Source organism: Lactobacillus sp. UCMA15818 (assembly GCF_030400225.1).
Classification (GTDB): domain Bacteria; phylum Bacillota; class Bacilli; order Lactobacillales; family Lactobacillaceae; genus Liquorilactobacillus.
Genome location: NZ_VJYB01000005.1, coordinates 20,705 through 40,966, shown reverse-complemented (window position 1 = coordinate 40,966; position 20,262 = coordinate 20,705). Strand labels below are relative to the sequence as shown.

General features: G+C 34.6%; 17 protein-coding genes and 2 pseudogenes. 14 read left to right on the top strand and 5 right to left on the bottom strand.

Annotated features, from left to right (window positions below; all coding sequences use genetic code 11):
• The first annotated feature begins 18 nt into the window (after nucleotides 1-18).
• The 4 genes and pseudogenes from rhuM to FFX44_RS07575 form a co-directional block, all read left to right on the top strand.
• Nucleotides 19-1,026 (top strand): RhuM family protein, encoded by a 1,008-nt coding sequence (gene rhuM / locus FFX44_RS07590; RefSeq protein WP_289979456.1) that lies wholly within the window; start codon nucleotides 19-21, stop codon nucleotides 1,024-1,026.
• Nucleotides 1,019-2,260 carry a restriction endonuclease subunit S gene (locus FFX44_RS07585; RefSeq protein WP_289979453.1) on the top strand — a complete coding sequence of 414 codons (1,242 nt, stop codon included), beginning with the start codon at nucleotides 1,019-1,021 and terminating at the stop codon, nucleotides 2,258-2,260. The genes rhuM and FFX44_RS07585 overlap by 8 nt, the downstream gene beginning before the upstream one ends.
• A 27-nt stretch (nucleotides 2,261-2,287) precedes the next feature.
• Nucleotides 2,288-3,892 (top strand): type I restriction-modification system subunit M, encoded by a 1,605-nt coding sequence (locus FFX44_RS07580; RefSeq protein WP_289979450.1) that lies wholly within the window; start codon nucleotides 2,288-2,290, stop codon nucleotides 3,890-3,892.
• Nucleotides 3,893-3,975: 83 nt separating this feature from the next.
• A pseudogene (locus FFX44_RS07575) lies at nucleotides 3,976-4,494 on the top strand (restriction endonuclease subunit S); the annotation flags it as partial.
• Nucleotides 4,495-4,502: 8 nt separating this feature from the next.
• On the opposite strand, the gene FFX44_RS07570 reads toward FFX44_RS07575, so the two are convergent.
• Entirely contained in the window at nucleotides 4,503-5,435 is a 933-nt protein-coding gene (locus tag FFX44_RS07570; protein WP_289979448.1) for a site-specific integrase, read from the bottom strand.
• Nucleotides 5,436-5,677: 242 nt separating this feature from the next.
• Here FFX44_RS07570 and FFX44_RS07560 point away from each other — a divergent pair.
• Nucleotides 5,678-6,389 (top strand): annotated as a pseudogene (locus FFX44_RS07560) (EcsC family protein).
• 146 nt (nucleotides 6,390-6,535) lie between these two features.
• Here the strand turns inward: FFX44_RS07560 and FFX44_RS07555 are convergent.
• Both FFX44_RS07555 and FFX44_RS07550 read right to left on the bottom strand, forming a co-directional pair.
• Nucleotides 6,536-8,167 carry a peptide ABC transporter substrate-binding protein gene (locus FFX44_RS07555; protein ID WP_289979441.1) on the bottom strand — a complete coding sequence of 544 codons (1,632 nt, stop codon included), beginning with the start codon at nucleotides 8,165-8,167 and terminating at the stop codon, nucleotides 6,536-6,538.
• A 298-nt stretch (nucleotides 8,168-8,465) separates the two neighbouring features.
• The gene (locus FFX44_RS07550; protein WP_289979438.1) at nucleotides 8,466-8,597 is read right to left on the bottom strand and encodes a hypothetical protein; all 132 of its coding nucleotides are present in this window, start codon (nucleotides 8,595-8,597) and stop codon (nucleotides 8,466-8,468) included.
• Between the two features lie 251 nt (nucleotides 8,598-8,848).
• Here FFX44_RS07550 and FFX44_RS07545 point away from each other — a divergent pair, with 251 nt between their 5' ends.
• Both FFX44_RS07545 and FFX44_RS07540 read left to right on the top strand, forming a co-directional pair.
• Nucleotides 8,849-9,667 carry a DUF2785 domain-containing protein gene (locus FFX44_RS07545; RefSeq protein ID WP_289979435.1) on the top strand — a complete coding sequence of 273 codons (819 nt, stop codon included), beginning with the start codon at nucleotides 8,849-8,851 and terminating at the stop codon, nucleotides 9,665-9,667.
• A gap of 34 nt (nucleotides 9,668-9,701) precedes the next feature.
• Complete coding sequence (locus FFX44_RS07540; RefSeq protein WP_289979433.1) at nucleotides 9,702-10,250, top strand: TetR/AcrR family transcriptional regulator; 549 nt, start codon at nucleotides 9,702-9,704, stop codon at nucleotides 10,248-10,250.
• A gap of 223 nt (nucleotides 10,251-10,473) precedes the next feature.
• Here FFX44_RS07540 and FFX44_RS07535 read toward each other — a convergent pair whose 3' ends face one another.
• Nucleotides 10,474-10,674 (bottom strand): hypothetical protein, encoded by a 201-nt coding sequence (locus tag FFX44_RS07535; protein WP_289979431.1) that lies wholly within the window; start codon nucleotides 10,672-10,674, stop codon nucleotides 10,474-10,476.
• Nucleotides 10,675-10,712: 38 nt separating this feature from the next.
• A complete protein-coding gene (locus tag FFX44_RS07530) occupies nucleotides 10,713-12,482 on the bottom strand; it encodes an oleate hydratase (RefSeq protein WP_289979429.1) in 1,770 nt (589 codons plus the stop codon).
• A 222-nt stretch (nucleotides 12,483-12,704) separates the two neighbouring features.
• Here FFX44_RS07530 and FFX44_RS07525 point away from each other — a divergent pair, with 222 nt between their 5' ends.
• From FFX44_RS07525 to FFX44_RS07495, 7 genes are all read left to right on the top strand, one after another.
• The gene (locus tag FFX44_RS07525) at nucleotides 12,705-14,594 is read left to right on the top strand and encodes a BglG family transcription antiterminator (protein ID WP_289979427.1); all 1,890 of its coding nucleotides are present in this window, start codon (nucleotides 12,705-12,707) and stop codon (nucleotides 14,592-14,594) included.
• Complete coding sequence (locus FFX44_RS07520) at nucleotides 14,587-15,057, top strand: fructose PTS transporter subunit IIA (RefSeq protein WP_289979426.1); 471 nt, start codon at nucleotides 14,587-14,589, stop codon at nucleotides 15,055-15,057. The genes FFX44_RS07525 and FFX44_RS07520 overlap by 8 nt, the downstream gene beginning before the upstream one ends.
• Entirely contained in the window at nucleotides 15,054-15,368 is a 315-nt protein-coding gene (locus tag FFX44_RS07515) for a fructose PTS transporter subunit IIB (RefSeq protein ID WP_289979425.1), read from the top strand. Before FFX44_RS07520 ends, FFX44_RS07515 begins: the two co-directional genes overlap by 4 nt.
• A 2-nt stretch (nucleotides 15,369-15,370) precedes the next feature.
• Nucleotides 15,371-16,408, top strand: coding sequence for a PTS fructose transporter subunit IIC (locus FFX44_RS07510; RefSeq protein ID WP_289979424.1), 1,038 nt, complete (start codon nucleotides 15,371-15,373; stop codon nucleotides 16,406-16,408).
• 15 nt (nucleotides 16,409-16,423) lie between these two features.
• Nucleotides 16,424-19,057: an alpha-mannosidase gene (locus FFX44_RS07505; RefSeq protein ID WP_289979423.1), complete on the top strand. Its 2,634-nt coding sequence runs from the start codon at nucleotides 16,424-16,426 to the stop codon at nucleotides 19,055-19,057.
• 127 nt (nucleotides 19,058-19,184) lie between these two features.
• The gene (locus tag FFX44_RS07500) at nucleotides 19,185-19,595 is read left to right on the top strand and encodes a VOC family protein (protein WP_289979421.1); all 411 of its coding nucleotides are present in this window, start codon (nucleotides 19,185-19,187) and stop codon (nucleotides 19,593-19,595) included.
• 159 nt (nucleotides 19,596-19,754) lie between these two features.
• A complete protein-coding gene (locus tag FFX44_RS07495) occupies nucleotides 19,755-20,195 on the top strand; it encodes a CopY/TcrY family copper transport repressor (RefSeq protein WP_289979419.1) in 441 nt (146 codons plus the stop codon).
• Nucleotides 20,196-20,262 lie beyond the last annotated feature (67 nt).

Here is a 20,262-nt window from a genome sequence, read left to right as displayed (position 1 = left end):
ATGGTGAGGAGGGTAAATGTGGCGAGTAATATAATTTTTTATAATACGGAAGATGGGGAATCTAAAATTGAACTGCATCTGCAAGACGGAACGGTGTGGCTGTCACAGTTGGAAATTGCTGAATTGTTCCAAACAACAAAACAAAATGTGAGTAAGCATATCAAGGCGATTTTTGAAGATGGTGAGCTTGATGAAAAAGTGGTTGTCAACTATCAGTTGACAACCACTCAACATGGTGCAGTTGTAGGGAAAACCCAAACTAAAAAGGTTAGATTCTATAATCTTGATATGATCCTAGCAATAGGTTACCGAGTTCGTTCAGCTCGTGGTGCTCAGTTCAGAAGATATGCATCGACTGTTTTGAAAGAGTATTTAATCACGGGAGCAGCGTTAGATACAGAAAAATTAGCTAGTGATTTGACCTACTTTAAGAATTTACAAAAGCGGATTCGTGATATCCGTTCTAGTGAACGACTGTTTTATCAGCAAGTCTTGGATATTTTTGCTACAAGCGTTGATTATGATGGTTCAAGTAATCTTGCACGTGAATTTTTTCAAACTGTTCAAAATAAAATGCTGTATGCAGTAACAGGACAAACCGCACCAGAACTTATTTTTACAAGATTAGATGCAAGGCGGGATGACTTGGGACTAACTAGTTATAAAGCAAATTACCCAAGAAAGTCTGATTTGAAAATATCAAAAAATTATTTAGATGAAAAAGAATTGAATCGACTAAATCTAATAGTTTCAGGATATCTAGATACGGCGGAATATCAAGCAGAAACGCAGACAACCATGACAATGGCTGATTGGAAGGCTGAGCTCGATCGGTATCTGAACTATCAACGTGCTGATATTTTAGAAGGTAAAGGAACAATTAGTCGAAAGAATGCGAATATCAAAGTTGATAGGGAATATGAAAAATATCAAGAAAAGCATCATGAAATTGCAAGAGTGGATGAAGATTATTTCAAAGCCTTATCAAGCAATATGAAGCGCTTGAAAGGAGACAAAAATGAGTGAGAAAAAACAAATGGTTCCTAAGTTGAGGTTTCCAGGATTTACTGACGTTTGGGAACAGCGTAAGTTGGGGGAAATGGGCAAAATACAATCTGGAATCGGTTTTCCAGATGCTGAACAAGGTGGAACAGAAGGTGTTCCATTTTACAAGGTATCGGATATGAATAAGCCTGGTAACGAACATGAAATGATTAACGCCAATAATTATGTCAATTACGAGCAGTTGTCACGCAAAAAATGGAAAACAATTGAGACGGTCCCAGCAGTCATATTTGCGAAAGTCGGAGCAGCGATCATGCTCAATCGTAAACGTCTTGTGACAAGTCCATTCTTAATTGATAACAACACCATGGCGTATGTCTTTGATGGCTCTTGGGATATTGATTTCGGAAAGACTTTGTTTGAAACAATCAACTTACCTCGATATGCACAAGTTGGTGCTTTGCCTAGCTATAACGGTTCAGATATTGAATCTATCGAAGTGACTTTGCCGAACAAAGGTGAACAGGTCAAATTGGGAGCATTTTTCAAAAGCCTTGATAAAACTATCACTATTCATCAGCGTAGGCTCGAACATTTAAAAAAATTAAAAAGTGGTCTACTTCAAAAAATGTTTCCTAAAAAAGAAGAAAAAATTCCCGAATTACGATTTCCAGGATTTACTGAAGTTTGGGAACAGCGTAAGTTGGGGGAAGTTGCAGAATTTTCAAAAGGAAATGGCTACACAAAAAAAGATTTGACGGAAAATGGCAGCCCTATTATTCTTTATGGTCGTCTATATACAAAGTACAAAACAGTGATTAATGATGTAGATACTTTCGTAGTACCGAAAGATAGATCTGTAACTAGTAAAGGAAATGAAGTTATTGTTCCTGCTTCTGGAGAAACATCAGAAGATATTTCCAGAGCTTCTGTTGTTGGTAAATCAGGATTTATATTGGGTGGAGATCTAAATGTTATAAAGCCTAGTATATTAATTGATTCGTTATTTTTAGCATTAACCATTTCAAATGGCTCACAACAAAAGGAAATGGCTAGGAGGGCTCAAGGAAAATCCGTGGTTCATCTTCATAGTTCTGATTTGCAACAAATAAATTTATTATATCCAAAACTAAAAGAACAACAACAAATCGGCACTTTTTTCAAACAACTTGACAACACCATTACCCTTCATCAGCGTAAGATAGACCATCTAAAACTACAGAAAAAGGCACTTTTACAACAAATGTTTATTTAAATTAAGAAGATAGAAGGAGACATAAAAATGGCAGAGAACAATTTACAAACTATAACTGGCAAGCTCTGGGCAATGGCGAATGAACTTCGGGGGAATATGGATGCTGCTGAATATAAGAACTACATTCTAGCATTCATGTTTTATCGTTATCTATCTGAATTCCAAGAGAATTATTTGGTTGAAAATAATGTTTTAGATATTCCAGAAGGAGAGTCAATAAATAAAGTATATTTAAAAAAGGCAAACGGAGAAGACCTTAAAGAGTATCTTGAAGATATTTCTTCAAGCCTTGGATATGCAATTGCACCACTAGATACCTGGGAATCACTGATTAATAAGATTGATAATAGTATGGTTATTCCAAGTGATTACCAGACTATCTTTGATAATTTCAACAAAAATACTGAACTTAATAAAGAAGCCTCACAAGATTTTCGAGGAGTCTTCAATGATATAAATCTAGGTGATTCTCGCCTGGGATCATCCACCAATGAACGTGCCAAGTCTTTGAATCGTATTGTAAAATTGGTTGATGATATTGATTATAAGGGTGAAGATGGTAAAGATATTTTAGGTGTTATTTATGAATATCTGATTGGACAATTTGCAGCTTCAGCAGGGAAAAAAGGTGGGGAATTCTATACGCCACATGAAGTATCTAAGATTCTTGCAAAGGTAGTAACTGATGATATTGAGGAGTCGGACAGAACATTTTCTGTCTATGATCCAACCTGTGGCTCAGGATCATTGCTGTTGACGGTTGGTAATGAATTGCCAGGCGGAACCCATCCTGGAGCAATTAAGTATTATGGTCAGGAAAAGAACACGACAACTTATAACTTGGCACGGATGAATTTAATGATGCATGGGGTTTCTTTTAATAATATGACACTTTCTAATGCCGACACACTTGAAAGTGATTGGCCAGATGGAATTGATGTTAAAGGAATAGATCATCCACGGTCTTTTGATGCAGTAGTTGCGAATCCTCCATACTCGGCTCATTGGGATAATAGCGAGACAAAACTAAAGGATCCACGCTTCAGCGACTATGGTAAACTTGCACCTAAAACGAAAGCAGACTACGCATTTGTTCTTCACAGCTTGTATCATCTAAATGAAGAAGGAACCATGGCGATTGTATTACCGCATGGTGTGCTGTTCCGTGGTGCAGCAGAAGGAGTAATTCGCAAAAACTTGATTGAACATAAGAGTGGGAATCGAATTTTTGCTGTTATTGGTTTACCCGCAAATCTCTTTTATGGTGTATCAATTCCGACGACTATTCTTGTATTCAAGAAGAAACGCACTACAAAGGATACTTTATTTATTGACGCAAGTAATGAGTTTGAAAAAGGCAAGAATCAAAATAGATTGAGTAACGAAAATATTAATAAAATTGTAGAAACTTATCGAAATCGAGTGGATGTCGATAAGTATGCCCACCTTGCCTCAATAGATGAGATTCGTGAGAACGAGTATAATTTGAATATTCCACGTTATGTAGATACTTTTGAAGAAGAAGAGCCGATTGATTTACAAGAGGTTAAGTCTTTGTTAGCTAAAGATAACCAAAAAATTGCAGAACTTGAAGCAAAAATTGCAGAGCAATTAAAAATTCTAGGAGTATAGCTCAATAAATCTAACTTAAAGTTGAGAAAAAAGACCAAGAAATGAAATTCTAGGTCTTTTTTGCGTACGTTTGGGAACAGCGTAAGTTAGGGGAATTATTTAAGCCATCAAGAAATAAAAATAATAACGGTCTATATAATCAAAAAGATATTTTAGCAGCTTCGTTGGGTACGGAGTTGATTCCGAAAAGAACATTTTTTGGTTTGAAATCAACCAAGGAATCAGTAAAAAATTATCGTGTAGTTAAACATGGTGATCTAATTTATACAAAATCTCCAATAAAAGGATTTCCAAACGGAATCGTTCGAACAAACAAAGGTAATGTGGGAATTGTTCCTTCGCTCTACTGTGTTTATCAAGCGCAAAAAGAAATCAATACTAGTATTATTCAATTGTATTTTGAAGACAAAAATAGATTAGATTTTTATTTGTTTCCACTTGTAAATGTTGGAGCACGAAACAATGTTAACATTACAGATTTAGAATTCTTAGAAGGAATAGTCAAAGTTCCTAAATCAATCGAAGAACAAAAGAAAATTGTTGACTTCATAGAACATTTTAATAAAGCTATTACTATTCATCAGCGTAGGCCATTCTCGTAAGGCAATAGTTAGCTACTTAAACTTGATAATGAACGCATGACTAGGTCAATATCTTTATTTTCAAGTTCAGCGATAATATGCAGGTAGGTTTTTTGAGTTGTTGTCATACTTGCATGACCAAGACGACGAGCCACGCTGGCAATCGAGACTCCCGCAAATAGTAAAAGAGAGGCATGAGTGTGACGTAATCCATGAATTGAAATAATTGAAATTCCTGCATTTTTACAATGCTTTTCAAGCCGTTTATTGGGAGTTGAGTTCCAAACTTTTCCATGAACAAAGATTGGTTCTTCCTTGGGTAGTCCTTTGATTAACTCAGTGAATTGAATAGCAGTTTGCCAATCAATTTGAATTTTTCGATTTGATGTCAGGTTTTTAGTTGGCAAAAAGCCAGTGTTATTTTTATAGTCCCAAGTTTTATTGATGTTTAATGATTGATGTAAAAAGTCAAAATCACTGGGTGTTAATGCAAGTGCTTCGGAAAAGCGAATTCCAGTCTTAGCGATTAAGAGAATCATCCAATCCCAATCGAGTGTTGACCCAAGTGTTAAGTCTGCTAAAAGTTTATGAACTTCAAATTGATTTAAAAATTTTTGTTTTTTACTGCGAGGGGTACGACCTTTAATAATTGCTTTACGTGTTGGATCATGTGTAAGCCAGCCCTCATCAACTGTATCCAGTATTGCAGCTTTTAATTGATGATGAAAATCCATTGTGGTTTGTCTTTCATGAAATTGTGCGTAATCATTAAGTAATTGTTGGTAAGATGTACGAGTCAGTTGACATATTTCAAGAGTCGGAATGAGTTTCATGAGCCAATGTTGTGTCATCATGTATTTTTGTAAAGTTACTTGGCGTACTGCTCCTTCTTTATAGATTTTAATCCAACGGGCGTAATATTTATAAAAAAGTTCATGGTTTGTATTTTGATTATCTGCCATTTACTTATCTCCTCATTATTTATTGAATGTTTGAGAATGTTCCACGCTGATAATATTATCAAATTGTTTTGAAACGTATTTTACTTTTTTTATAGAAACTCATAAAAATGATTCAAATATATTTTATTACAGTTTATAATTAACACAATAGTCAGTAACTTAATAATTTAATCTGGGGGAAAATTTTGGATAATAAAAAGGGTGGGTTTTTAAATCAAGATATACTGAGTAACGCAAAAAGTATGTTTACTAATAATAAATTTCAAGTTTCTGAAGCGGTACAAAAAAATGATGGAAACACTTGGATGGGATTATGACAAAACGACTAATGGTATACCAGGACAAGAAAGTATTGATGATCTGGTAAATGATTATTTATCAAAATATGATAAAGAAACTGCGATTGATAAATTAATCCAGTTTCAAGTTGCTAAAGCTGCTACGTCTGGATTTGTAACAGGCTTTGGTGGAGTCATTACTTTTCCTGTGACAATTCCAGCTAATATTGCCTCGGTTATTTTATTTCAAATGCGAATGATTGCGGCAATTGCACGAATTAGAGGATATAATTTGAAGAGTGACCAAGTGCAAACCTTTGTTTATGCTACATTAGCAGGGACTTCAGTTTCTGATATAGTTAAGAAGACAGGAATTTTGTTTACCAACAAATTAGCTACGGGAATGATTAAGAGAATACCAGGTACCGTATTAATAAGTATTAATCAAAAAGCTGGTTTTCGTTTGGCAACCAAATTTGGTTCAAAAGGTCTTATTAATTTAGGCAAGATGGTCCCAGTTTTGGGTGCTGTTGTTGGGGGAGCCTTTGATACAACTTCTACCTTGGCAATTGCTTCATTAGCCAAGAAGACCTTTTTAGAGGATGGCGTAGCAATTGGGGATGGAACGGTAATTGATAAGAAGACATTGGAAGTTGTTCCTGAAGAAAATAGCTAAGAATAAGTCCGAAAAGCTTTTTTATTTTTGAATCAAAGAAGAATATTAAAATGATAGTTAGTTAAAAAAATACCAATCTCAAAAATTAGATTTTGTAGTCTAACTTTTAGAGTTGGTATTTTTTGATGTAATTATTATAATGCTGCTTATTTAATATACGTATACTTATAATTCCACTGTGTTCCAGCAGTATTATGAATGATACCTTTAACATCAGATTTCTGCAAGTAAGATGTAACTTGTTGATAGATAGGTGTTACTCCTTGGTCCGCATTGAATATTTTAGCTGCAGCAACCAAATCGTTCCAGCGTTTATTGGTATTATTTGCATCTTCATTTTGGGCTTTCTCTATAAGTGCATCATATTGAGAGTTCGAATATCCGCCATAGTTATAAGAAGTTCCTGTTAATGGAATTTGGAGGAATGTGATAGGATCATTGAAATCACCGCCCCAGCCAGATAAGTATAGGTCAAAGTCGCCATCCTTTGCACTCTGTGAAGCATTATTGCTCGGAATACTGCGAATGGTTATTGATAAACCAGGTAAGACTTTAGCATACTGTGACTGTAAGTATTGCGAAACCACACTGCTACTGCTGTCATCGTTTGAAGATAATAAGGTTAGCTTCAGACTCTTTAGACCAGTTTCTTGCAGGCCTTTTTTCCAGTATTCTTTTGCTAATTTTTCATTGTAAGTGACAGTGTTTTTAACTGTCTGTTGTTTCGAAAAGTCTTCACCAGTTTTTGGATCTTTTGCTAATCCAGAAGCCACAAAGCCAGTTGGAATGTAAGAACCATCACCCAATACTTTTTTGGTAAGAACTTGCCGATTGATTGCCAATGACATTGCCAAGCGGATATAACGATTGTTTAAGGCCTTACGCTTATCAGTATCTTTATCATTAAAATTGTACGCAAGATATGAGATGAAAGAGTACGGATAAGACTTAAATTGTGAAGAACTTCGGTAATTCTTAACTTGTTGGTTAGACAGAGGTGTCAGATCTAGCTTGTTTTGTTGATATAGTTCATGACCAGTTGTCGGATTTTCTACGACTGTATAATTGATTTGATGTAGCTTGACTACACTTTTATCCCAATAATGGGTGTTTTTTACGAATTTCCATTTGTTACCTGTTCCATTCCATGACTTGATAGTGAATGGACCGGAATAAACCATGTATTGTGAACGAGTCCCATACTTGCTGCCATATTTTTCTACAACTTTTTGATTTTGTGGCCCAAATAATGGATAAGCCATTAGGACTTTGAAATAAGAAATTGCTTTGTCGAGTTTGATAACAACAGTCTGCTTGTCAGTAGCACTGATCCCAATTTGATTAGCCGATTTCTTACCCGCAATAATTGCATTGGCGTTTTTGATACCATTGAATAAATAAGAGTATGGCGATTTTGTCTTAGGATTTATCGTTCTGCGCCACGAATAAACAAAGTCTTGTGCGGTTATGCGGTCACCATTGCTCCAATATGCTTTTCTAATCTTGAATGTCCAAGTTTTACCATCTTTAGAAACACTGCTGGATTTGGCTAAACCAGCTGTTGTAGAACCATTTTTCCCCAAGCGATAAAAGCTTTCAAAGACATTACCAGTTTGACCATAACCAGTTGATTTTGAAATATCAATCGTACTTAATGGTGCAGTAGTGCTAAGGTTTAAAACTTGTTTTTGTGTACTGCTAGTCTGCTTCCCACATGCCGTAAGTAATAAAAATAAACTAGCAAAGATTGTTGTGATAGCAATTTTTTTAGAATTCATCGATTGTTCATCCCCCATTTTTTTAATTAAATACTCCTCTTTATTGAGATCTATTTTGCCACATAGCTGTACTTCCCCTAGAACTACCACGCCAGAAAACTAACCACGCGATAATCTTATGCTGCCTAATTCTAGTCATAAAATCTCTCCTTTTTATTAATCCGTAAATTGCAAATAAAAAAGCCCCAGCAACCTAATGCAGGGACGTTCAAACGTGGTACCACCCAAAATTTACTGCGAAAGCAATAGCTTCGTAGCCTCATAAACATAATCATATTATGTTAAGGACGATATCGAGTCAAAACGTGCTGACAGCTTGCACTTCCAGCAAAACTCCAGATTCATCTTCATCAAGTTTTTGATGCTGCCCTTTCACTATTGGCAGTCGCTTTACATCTTTGGCTTGATTACTCTTTCCTTCAACGTTCATTTATTATACTTCCATTTTGATAGTATAGATGTTACTGAATTTTAAGTCAACTAGGAGATGTAAAAAGCAGAAAATTGAAATAACTTTTGTAAGCATATGCAACAGGTAAAAAATTTATGATTTCATATTAATTCAATAATATCTTTGGAATAGGCTATAATTAATACAAATACTGATTCAGATGAGATTAAGTAGTGAGATCTTTTATTGAAAAACAACAAAAATAGGACTTTAAATTGTGAGGGAATTTTTTGAAGAAAGAATTGAGAAGGCTGCTAGAATTAACGGAAGGTAACTTAAGTTTTAAGGATAAAACAGTTGTGTACATGATGAACAACCTCGGTAATGTGGATCCAGAGTTAAGGGATAATTTAATCTATAGCTTATTTGCTAGAGGCTTTGAAGAAAAAGCATTCACAGTGAGACAGCAACAAATAATTATCACTGATTTTATAAATAATTTGGAAATATTTACTGAAATTGACGGGAAGAAGGATCAGATTTTTTTACGCTCATTTAGTGCATTATTGGGTAGTATTTTACTGGATGTTGATGGAGAAACGCCTCTTTTTACCGATAAACAGCGAGAGCTTATTTTCAAAAGTGCAATTGATTACTTGAAAAAGGAAAATGATTTTCGCGGATATGTTCCTGAAAAAGGATGGGCACATGCGATTGCCCATGGGAGTGATTTTCTAGGTGCAGCAATTTCACACAAATGCTTTCATACAGAAGATGTTAATTCTATTTTTGATGTAATTCGATGTATCATGAATAAGCTTACTGTACCTTTTATTGATGAAGAAGAACAGCGGGTTGCGTATGCATTTTTTCAGGGTGTTGAAGCAAAAAATATTAGTGAGCATGATTTGATAGGTTTTATTAAGAAGTATGACGATGAAATATGGCAGAGGTACATTGAAAGCAAAGGTGATTTATCTGCATTCTATTGTCTGTCGACCTGGTTTCATCTCATGCAAAATTGGTATTTTATTTTTTGGGGATATCCAAGTATTAAAGAAAGTTTAGATTTGAGAATTAGAGGGTATTTAAAGAAGATGTTTAATTAAGGATAATTCTTTATTAGTTTAAAGGGGGTTAGTGATGATGGATAAGAGAAGTGCTAAAACACAGACAAAGACTGAAAAAGCGTTGTTTGAACTGATGCAAAAAAATAATTTTTCAGATATTTCGATTACTGATATTGCATATCAAGCAGAAATATCTAGGATGGCATTTTATAGAAATTATGATAGCAAGGAAGATATTTTAAATAAATTTATTCAAAAGGAATATGATCAATTTGTTGCTGATATTTCACAGCGTAACTTGGATAGGTTGGATCAGTTGTTAGAGGTTTATTTTGGCTATTTTAGTAATAATCCGCAGGTTTTGTCAGCAATTGTGAATGCCGCAATAGAAGGATTAGCGCTGGAAAAACAAAATAAGTATTTGAATGATTTCTTTAAGCTTAAAATAAAGGATGAGCAGCCTTCACAATATGAGATTGCCTATTATTCTGGAGCTATTTTCTCAAGTTTATTGTATTGGCGGAAAACAGATTATAAACGATCTGTTAAAAAAATTGCAGCACAATTAGCAAAAAAAATTAAAAATGATCTACAGGGAAGAAACGATGAAACTGTTGTTTGAAATGGATTATGCAAATATTTATTCCGTATAAACGTGTTTCATAAGTCAAAATTCTCCGTCTAACTTCGAATTACTCATAGCAAAATACTCGCTATGTTCGTAATTTCGAGTTAGTACTCAAATTTTCCCGGCTTATGGCACACTCTCTAGGCAGTAAAAAGAAGGCATGGGTCAAAAGTTATGATCCATGTCTCCCTTTTATTACGCTTAGTTAAGTTTTTGCTTAGAGCCCATGACCGTTTGTTTCTGTTTCACGAATATAAACAGGGTCTGCAGCGGTTATTTTTGAAGAATTGACAGTACAACAATTATTAGACTTCTTACAGCAATGCCTATTTCTTAGAATCTTATTACCATATAGATGGCCGACCGCAGCTCCGGCAACAAAAATAAGAGAAGCGGCAAATAAGGTATGTTTTTTCATTATTATTCCTCCTTGCAATATATGTTATAAACCGTTGGTTAAATTAAATTTGCGGCTTTAAAAATTTCTTCTAAATATGTTCCTTGAATTTTTTTCAAAAAAGCATCGAGTCCGACTTTTTCAAGCTTATTCAACGGGAGTTCTGGAAGGCTTTTTTGATCATTCAGATAGTAAATTGAATTTAAAATTGTCCTGAGATCGAATGAAGAAGCAAAGACTTCAGGGACTCCGCGGTCTACATCTAGTAATTGGTAGACTGCTTCCATTGCTGTTCTTACAGAATACTCAGTTGTAAAGACAGTGTCTCTTGGAGTTTCAGCAAAGTTACCAATAAAGGCAAGGTTTTGCGAACCAGCAGGAACAACAAGTGGACGGTCACCGGTAGTTCTTGGCATGAAGTATGAAGTGATGTAAGGCATGTTCACAGGAATAGAGTTAGCAGCTTGTGCTATATTGGCAATTTGATTTTCTGGAACGCCAATATGATATAAGAATTCCTCACAAATTTCTTTACCACTACATTCAGTAATCTTTTTTTGAATATAGTTACCGGGTTGATCAGAAAACAGACCATACAGCCATACAATTAATTCATTTGACCTTTGTTGTTGAAAATGAGGTTGTCGACTGATTGAGATTCCTAAAAGCCAATTTGAGTCTTTGATTGAGACGGGTCCACTAGTCACGATTGAACCGCTGCGAGGATCCTTACCAGTAATTTTTTTAATATAAGGAATGACGCGCTCATCCGTGAAAGTACACGTAGTTGAAATTACCCAGCTTGCTGTGGGAATATTTTTATAGAATTTGGCTGGATGCCCAAAATCTGAGTCTTGGCTTGCTAATTTTTCCCAGAGATTCCAACTTGGTCCAATTTCATGTTCTTTTGGTGCTGGGTGAGTATTATCGCCATAAGTGGTGCTTTCTGTAATTGAACCGTTGGTAACAAATATTAAGTCATCTGCAGTAAGTGAAATCTTTTTCTTTTCTTCACTGCTGGTCAAGTCAAGTTCAGTGGCAATCTTTTTTTCAGTTGAGTGCTCAACGATGATATTATCAACAGTTGTATTATATTGAAAATCAACATTTTTATTTTCAAGAAACTTGATAAGGGGTTTGATTAAGGATTCATACTGATTAAATTTTGTGAATTTTAAAGCTGACATGTTTTGGAGAGTCCCTACATGATGGACAAAGCGTAATAAATAGCGACGCATCTCAACGGCACTAGCCCAAGGTTCAAAGGCAAACATCGTTGACCAATATAGCCAAAAATTGGACTTGAAAAATTCGGTCCCAAAAACCTCGTTAATCTTAACATCACCGAGTTGTTCCTCAGACGCTAAGACTAACTTTGCGATTTCTTCAATTGCTTTACGTGAGAGTGTCAATTGCCCATCAGTTGTAATCTGCTTACCACGATTTTCAATAGCTCGAGTTGTCGAATAACTCGGATCATTTTTGTTCAGCCAGTAGAATTCATCAAGTACCGAAACTTCTGGATCGTCTAAAGTTGGAATAGAACGAAATAAATCCCAAAGTGTTTCGAAATGAGGCTCCATCTCTCGTCCGCCACGAATAATATAGCTTCTTTGTTCGTTCAAAATACCATCCATGCTTCCACCCGGTAAAGCTAATTCTTCAAAGATATGAATTTGATTTCCAGGAACCTGCCCATCGCGAATCAAGAAGACAGCGGCGGCCAATCCAGCCAATCCAGAGCCAACAATATAAGCCGATTTATCCTCAGCATTTGCCGGTTTTTGAGGACGGGCGAATGCCTCATAGTTACCATTACTGTAATACATGGGAATCCCTCCTTAAGTAAAAGTTCAGCATAATTTTAGTTACACTTGTAACTAAGTTGAGTATAGAACACGGATTATAAATTTTCAATTAAAAGACGGAAAGGAAAGATCGTGGACAAGACAAGTTAATTCAGGTGTACTAGCATTAGTTCACTTTTATAAGTATGAAGAACAATTTTAATACAATATAATGAAACCGTATTCAAAAGGAGTTGATATTCAATGTCAGGGAAAAAAAACTTAGATGCAAAAGATCAAGCAATTTTAAACCTGATTTTAAAACACGGAACAATCCACTATCAGAATATATCTGAAAGTACTGGATATTCCAGAAAAACAATCGCAAACCATTTAGACCACATTGAAGAATTTCTGGACGAATACAGTGTTGAATTAATCAGAAAAAGGGGGACTGGGATACAAGTAAGAGGTGACGCAAAGCAGATAGGTATATTGAAAAAAATGTATTTTGAAAATGATGAAGTTACTCTGTCATTGTTATCGAAATTGACATTTTCAGGTAAGCCTTTGAAGATTCAAGATTTAGCTGATGCGTTTTTCTTAAGTAGAGCATCAATTGAGTCCAAAATTCAAAAAGTCAAGCCAATACTTGATCGATATGGGATTGCAATTAGAACTAAGGGCCATGAAGGCTTAATTGTTGATGGAACCTCCAAGCAAAAAAGAAAATTTGCAGCAGATTTATTATATAAGTTTTGGAATACACAAAATGATGAGTTAGTTATCGATGAGAAGATTCTAGCTAATATCATTGATAAAAGTTTGTTAGAAAAAATAATTAAGATTACTGATGAATTTATAGTGAGTTCAAAGCTGAAGTTTACGGATTATGAAAAAGAATCATTAATAATTCATCTTGCTATCTCTTTATCAAGAATCGGTAAGAAAAATGAGTTTAGAAATTTTGAAGCGGATGGAATGATCAACAAAGAGACACTTTATCTGGTTCAAAAACTAGAAGATGAATTCAAGATAAAAATACCACTAGCTGAAAAAAACTATTTGGATATTCATATTCGCTCAGTGAAAGCTGGAATGAATGAGGAAATTGAAGCAAATTATAATTCCGAACTATTTGAATTCTTGGAACAAAATATTGATGAGTGTGATGCAAATCTGCTAAACGGATTAGTGCTGCATCTAACACCCGCAATTAAAAGAATTAATTTAGGATTAAGCATTAGAAACCCGTTGAAGGATGAAATTAAGCAAAATTTTGTTAGAGCTTATGAAGAGGCTTTAAAGCTGAGTAATACTATTCGTAGAAAATACAATGTTAACTTTGATGATGACGAGGTTTCATATATCGCATTACATTTTCAGGCATATTTTGAAAGAGAAAAATCGATTTTTAGTGTATATCTTGTCTGCAGTTCAGGATTAGGCACTGCACAATTACTCAAACAGCGAATTTTACAAAATTTTTCAAATCAATTGGAAGTTTTAAGAGTGTTATCCAATAATGAATATCAGAATTTGAGTGAAGACGAAGTAAAAAAAGCTGATTTGGTTATTGCGACGATTAATACGGTTGAGAGAGATGTACCATTAATTGTTGTAACACCTTTTTTGGATATTGGGGCAGTCGGAGAAATAAAAAAAGGTTTAAGAAATCTATCGTCTAGGAACAAAAGATTTAGAATGAGGTCCTTAATCAATCTTGATAATATTATTATAAAAAATGAACGTGTTACTTTTGAGAAAGCTGTTACGGAAGTCAGCAAAATCGCTGAAAAAAGTAAAATTTCCAAGGCGGGTTTAAAACAAGCTATTTTACAAAGAGAAAAAATATCGTCGACTTTTTATGATGAAGTAGGATTACCACATGCTACCAAAGAGCAAGTTAATCAATCTGCTGTGTTTGTTTTTGTCTCTCCTAAAGGTATTTATAAAGGACATGAAAAAGTTAATATTTTATTTTTCCTGCTTTTGACAGATGATGCAAAACCATTTATCAACGATTTTTATGAAGCGTTGAATGAAGTAGTTACAAATAAGAAGAAGATTAAAAAAATTGTTAAGGCTACAACACAGTCACAAGTTATCTATGAACTAGAATCAAGAGAAAAAGAGGGCAGTGAGAATGAATGATAATATAAGTGAATTTATTTCTGAAAAAAATATAGTTCTAAATTTAAGGGCCTTGAATCAATCGGATGCAATTCAAAAGCTTGCAGTGATTTTAAAAGAAAATGGATATGTTGATGACGCCGTTGCTTTTCAAAGGGATGTGTTAGAAAGAGAAAAAGCCTCAACAACCGGAATTGGAAATGAATTGGCTATTCCTCATGGTAAAAGCGCACATGTTATTCAGACAACAATGATGTTTGCAAGAAATGAGGAAGGTATTGAGTGGAATTCTTTAGATGGCTCTAAAGTAAAAAATATTTTTCTGATGGCAGTTTCACCAGAAGACAAGGGAAATGAACATTTGAGGATGTTGGCAACTTTATCAGGTGAATTAATGGACGATGACTTTGTAGAAGCTATAAAGAAAGCTGATTCAAAAGAAAATATATTAAAAATATTACAAAAAAGGGGAAATGAAAGATGAAAATTGTTGGAATAACAGCATGTATAGCAGGAATTGCACACACATATATGGCAGCAGCTAATTTAAAAAAGTTTGCTAAAAAAGAGAACTGTGAAATTAAGATTGAGACACAAGGTGCGATGGGAATTGAAAATGAATTGACACAAGCAGAAATTGATGAGGCAGACGTAGTCATTTTTGCAGTAGATACAACTGTACAAAATGAAGAAAGATTTGCTAGGAAAAAGATTTTAGAGGTTGGAACGTCTAAAGTTGTTAAAGATGGAAAGACAACCATAGAAGATGCTATCAAATTAGCGAAAGGAGAATGAAGATGAGCGGATTTAAAGGAGAAATGAAGAAGCTGGCAACATATTTTCAAACAGGGGTTTCATACATGATTCCACTAGTTACAGCAGCAGGGTTACTGACATCAATTGCGGTTATTTTCGGTGGAAATGGTGTTTGGAATGAAACATCTACTATTTGGGGAAATATTAGGTTGCTGGGACAGACTGGATTGACTTTTATTGTTCCGATGATTGCTGCATATATTGCATTTGCAATTGCGGATCGTCCTGGACTAGCTCCAGCGTTTATAGTGGGATTGATTGCTTCAAAGATGGGAACAGGTTTTCTAGGAGGTATGTTAGTGGGGATTTTAGTTGGTTACAGTGCTAAATGGTTAAAAAAAATACCAATGCCAGCAAACTTACAAGCGGTTAAGTCCTTAATTATTATTCCTTTTTTAGCAACACTTATAATTGGCCTTTTGCTGATATATGTAATAGGTACACCTATTCAAACAATGACAATATTCCTAACAGCTTGGCTTAAAGGGATGAGTGGAGCAAATGCAGTGTTAATGGCAGGAATTTTGGGCGCAATGATGGCTATAGATATGGGGGGACCTATCAACAAAATTGCTTATGCTTTTGGAATGGCGGCATTTACCTCAGGAGGATATCAGGCAAGTACGGCTATGCTAATGGCGATTGGAATCCCTCCACTTGGAATGTTTGTTGCAACACTATTAGGTGGCAAGAGACTTTATTCTGAGCAAGAAATCGAAAGTGGAAGATCTGCATTAGTGATGGGGATTGTAGGAATTACAGAAGGAACAATTCCATTTGCGGTTGCTGATCCGGTTAGAGTGATTCCAAGCATTATTGTAGGAACTTCATTAGGCTGTGCGGTTAATGGATTTTTTGGAACATATCAAAAGACAGCCCTCTCAACAGTCATGGCAATTCCATTTTCTTCGAATTGGATACTTTATATTATTGCAATTTTGGTTGGTGTTTTCACTGTAGCTATTTTAGTCAATTTATTGAAGAAATTTACAAAAAGTAGTATTGAATCAGAAGAATAATAAGGAGGCAACAAAGTGGTAAAAGCATATCTTGTAAACCATACACATTGGGATAGAGAATGGTATTTTACGGTAATGGATTCACAAGTTTTAGCGGACCAAGTTTTTACAGAAGTACTTAATGAGCTTGAAACCCACCCAGATGCTAATTTTTGTCTTGATGGACAGACATCTATTCTTGATGAATATGTAAACACTCATCCTGAAAACTTAGAAAGAATCCGCAAATTAGTGAAGAGTGACAGATTATTTGTAGGTCCTTGGTACACGCAAACAGATGCATTGATACCTGATGCTGAATCCATTTTACGAAACCTTAATATTGGTATAAGTGAGGCAACTGAAAAATACGGGAAAGCAATGATGGTAGGTTACTTGCCTGATACATTTGGATTTAATGCACAAATGCCAATGTTGTTAAATCAGGTTGGAATAGACAGTATTCTCTTTTGGAGAGGAACTAATTTTAATACACAAGTTTCTTCACCCTATTTTAAATGGAAAGCTTTGAGTCAGGATACAGTAACTGCTGCCAATTTTCCTTTTGGATATTTTACAGGACAAATTGGATTAGATGCTAAGAAAAAAATGTCTAGTTTTATTAATGATAGGTACGACCCAAATATCAAGTTTTTACACGAACATGGTAATAATTCTGATGTTTTGATGCCATCAGGGATTGATCAGATGAATATTGTTCATAATATTGCAGAAACTGTAAGAAATATTAACGAGAAAAGTAATTATGAGACAAAAGTTTCTACTTATCAGGAATTTGTTGATATTTTGAAAGGAAAAGTATTACCCGAATATAGCGGTGAATTACGTTTGCCAACCTACTCAAGAATTCATAGGACTATCGGTTCAGTAAGGCAATCAATTAAAAAGCAAAATTTTGAAATTGAACAGAAAATTTTGAAGCGTGTTGAACCTCTGATGGTGATTGCGGAAAGTACTGGTATTGAAGTTGGCAGAGGCATGCTTACACAGTTGTGGAAAAAATTATTGGAGTCACAGGCACATGATTCGTTGGGAGGGAGTATTTCTGACAATGTTGCAGAGGATATTATGCATAGATTTAAGGAAGCAAATGAGTTGGCAGATGGGATTGAAAATTTAATTAAGAAGAAGATTGGAGAATCACTAGATCTTAATGATAATGAATTGCTTTTATTTAATACTACACCGCAGATTTTTGATGGATTTAAAAAAGTAAGAATTATGGCTCGTTCAAAAAATATTAAATTTGATAATGTTGAATTTCAATCAGTCGTGGTTGACAAACATTATCCGATGAGAAAACATGTTTTAAAAATGACGGAAAAGGGTAGAGAATATTTTGATGAACCCGAGTATTTTGCATTGACATGTACAATTAAGGTTCGGCTAGATTCATTAGGATATACGGTAATAAGATTTCATGATGTACCAGACGAGAATAATTCTTGTGTCTTGAAAGTTAATGATTATGTTGCAACAAAAAATATAAAATTTGAATTCAACAATGGGAAGATAAATTTTATCAGTGGAACTGAGGTTATTCATGACTTTATGTCACTGCTAGATGCGGGGAATGATGGAGATACCTATGATTACTCTCCTGTTGAAGATGATGAGGAGAGAGTCTTACCATTTAGTGAGTGCAATGTGGTCCGTGACAGTGATATATTGGAGAATTTAATAATAAGTGGAGAGCAGGTATTGCCTGAAACATTATCAGATAGAATAAATGGAAATGACAAGAAAAAATTTTCATACAAACTAGTAATAACATTGAATAAAATTACTGAAAGGTTTTCTTTTAAGGTAATTTTTAATAATAATATTGAATCGCATCGGGTACGATTGAGGATAAATCCGAATAAAGAAATTTTTAAGATTAAAGCAGGTATACAAGGTGGGATAATCGATGTTACAAATAAAAAAGTTTCCGAAAGTTGGCAAGATAAATTTGATGAAAAACCTGTAAATATATATAATTTTGACAAACTTCTGAATGTGAACGGTAATAATAAATCTTTTAGTTTCTTTCCGGAGGGATTAAAGGAGTTTGAGTTTGATAATAAGTATCTTTATATAACCTTATTATCTACCACTGGACAATTAGGAAAGCCAAATTTAGCGTGGAGACCAGGGAGAGCATCAGGGGATACTACAAATGAAGGACATATTATGATGCCCACTCCAATGGCACAGGAAAAGGGTGACTGGGAGTTTTCTGTTGGGATGGTATTGAACAAAACAGATGAATCGCTTAGCTTACTTTCAAGAGAAATAAATACAGCTTTTGATCAAAGTATTTCTTACCAAAAGCAGACATTAAATCTATTCATAAATCGATTAGACAATAAAATTTGGCCAACAGAAATTAGTTATCAGATTCCAAGAAAATTGTCATTGCTTGCTGTTGATCAAGAATTAGTGGTATCAGCAACTTATCCATCCAAAGAAAAAGGGAAATATCTGGTTAGAATTTTAAATGCTTCAAGTGAGATTATTGATATAAAAAACAAAATTAGTAGGAAAGCGGTTAAAGTCGATATATTTGAAAATGAACTTGCTGATGAAACTAAGATAATGCCTTACGCATATGCAACCTTCAAAATTAGTAACATAGTTAAATTTAGGAAAAATGAATTGGAATTATGATAGAAGTCGCAAAACCTGTTTAGCAACTGATAGGATTTGCAGAGAAGCTCTGATTGTTGGGACAGGGAAAATTAATATTATGTGTGTTAGTCTAGTATTAACAAATAATATTAGGAGTATTCAAATTTTGAAAAAAACAGGTACAATTAGTCATATTGAATTATACGTGAGAAACTTGAAGGAAACACGGAACTTTTGGGAATGGTTATTGATTGACAAGCTCAATTATCAACTTTTTCAGAAATGGGCGGATGGAGTAAGCTATCGCTTTGATGACACCTATATTGTTTTTGTACAGACCGACAAGATAGAGTCAAAATATAATCGAACAGCGGTGGGACTAAATCATTTAGCCTTTTATGTTGAGTCTCCCCAAACTGTTGATTTTATTCGCCAAGAAGTTCATGAACGAGGATATAGTGAGTTGTATGCAGACAGCTACCCTCATGCAAGTGGTAATGATGTGTACACATTATTTTTTGAAGATCCAGATAGGATTAAGGTTGAAATTGTTAGTGATGAGAAACGAAAATATTAAAAAGATAAGATAAATGTAGAGTAAAATTTAAAAATGGTTCCAGTGTTAATTGATGAAAAGTGATTAATTAACATTGGGGCTTTTTTGTGTTGACAAGTGTAAACAAAAGGATTACCATATATTTGTGGCTACAAGTGTAGACGAAAGGGAGTGACATGGATGACTGCAAGTGATGCAACAAAAATGAGTCCTGCAGAATGGGAATTAATGCGAATTATTTGGACCAAGGGTGGTGCAAGTAGTTCAGAGGTAATTGAATTGATACAGAAAAAACGTTCTTGGACAGAATCGACAGTCAAGACTTTGTTAAGAAGACTTGTGAATAAGGAAATTTTGCAGACTGTAAAAGATGGGCGTAAGTTCATTTATCATCCGACTATTGAAGAAAAAGATGCGATGAATGAGAATGTTACGGAGTTATTTGATCATTTATGTAATATGAAAAAAGGCAAAGTTGTAATTGAATTACTCTCCAAGTTGGAATTAAGTCGTACGGATATCCAAGAGCTACAGAAAGTACTTGTACAAAAAAGCAAAACAGCACCAGAAGTGATAAAGTGTGATTGTTTACCCGAAGGAATGAAAGATGATTGCTGTTAGACTTACCAGAAAATAATCAGGAGGGTTGAGCATATGAAGAATGATGATGAAAAAAATTTGAAGCTGA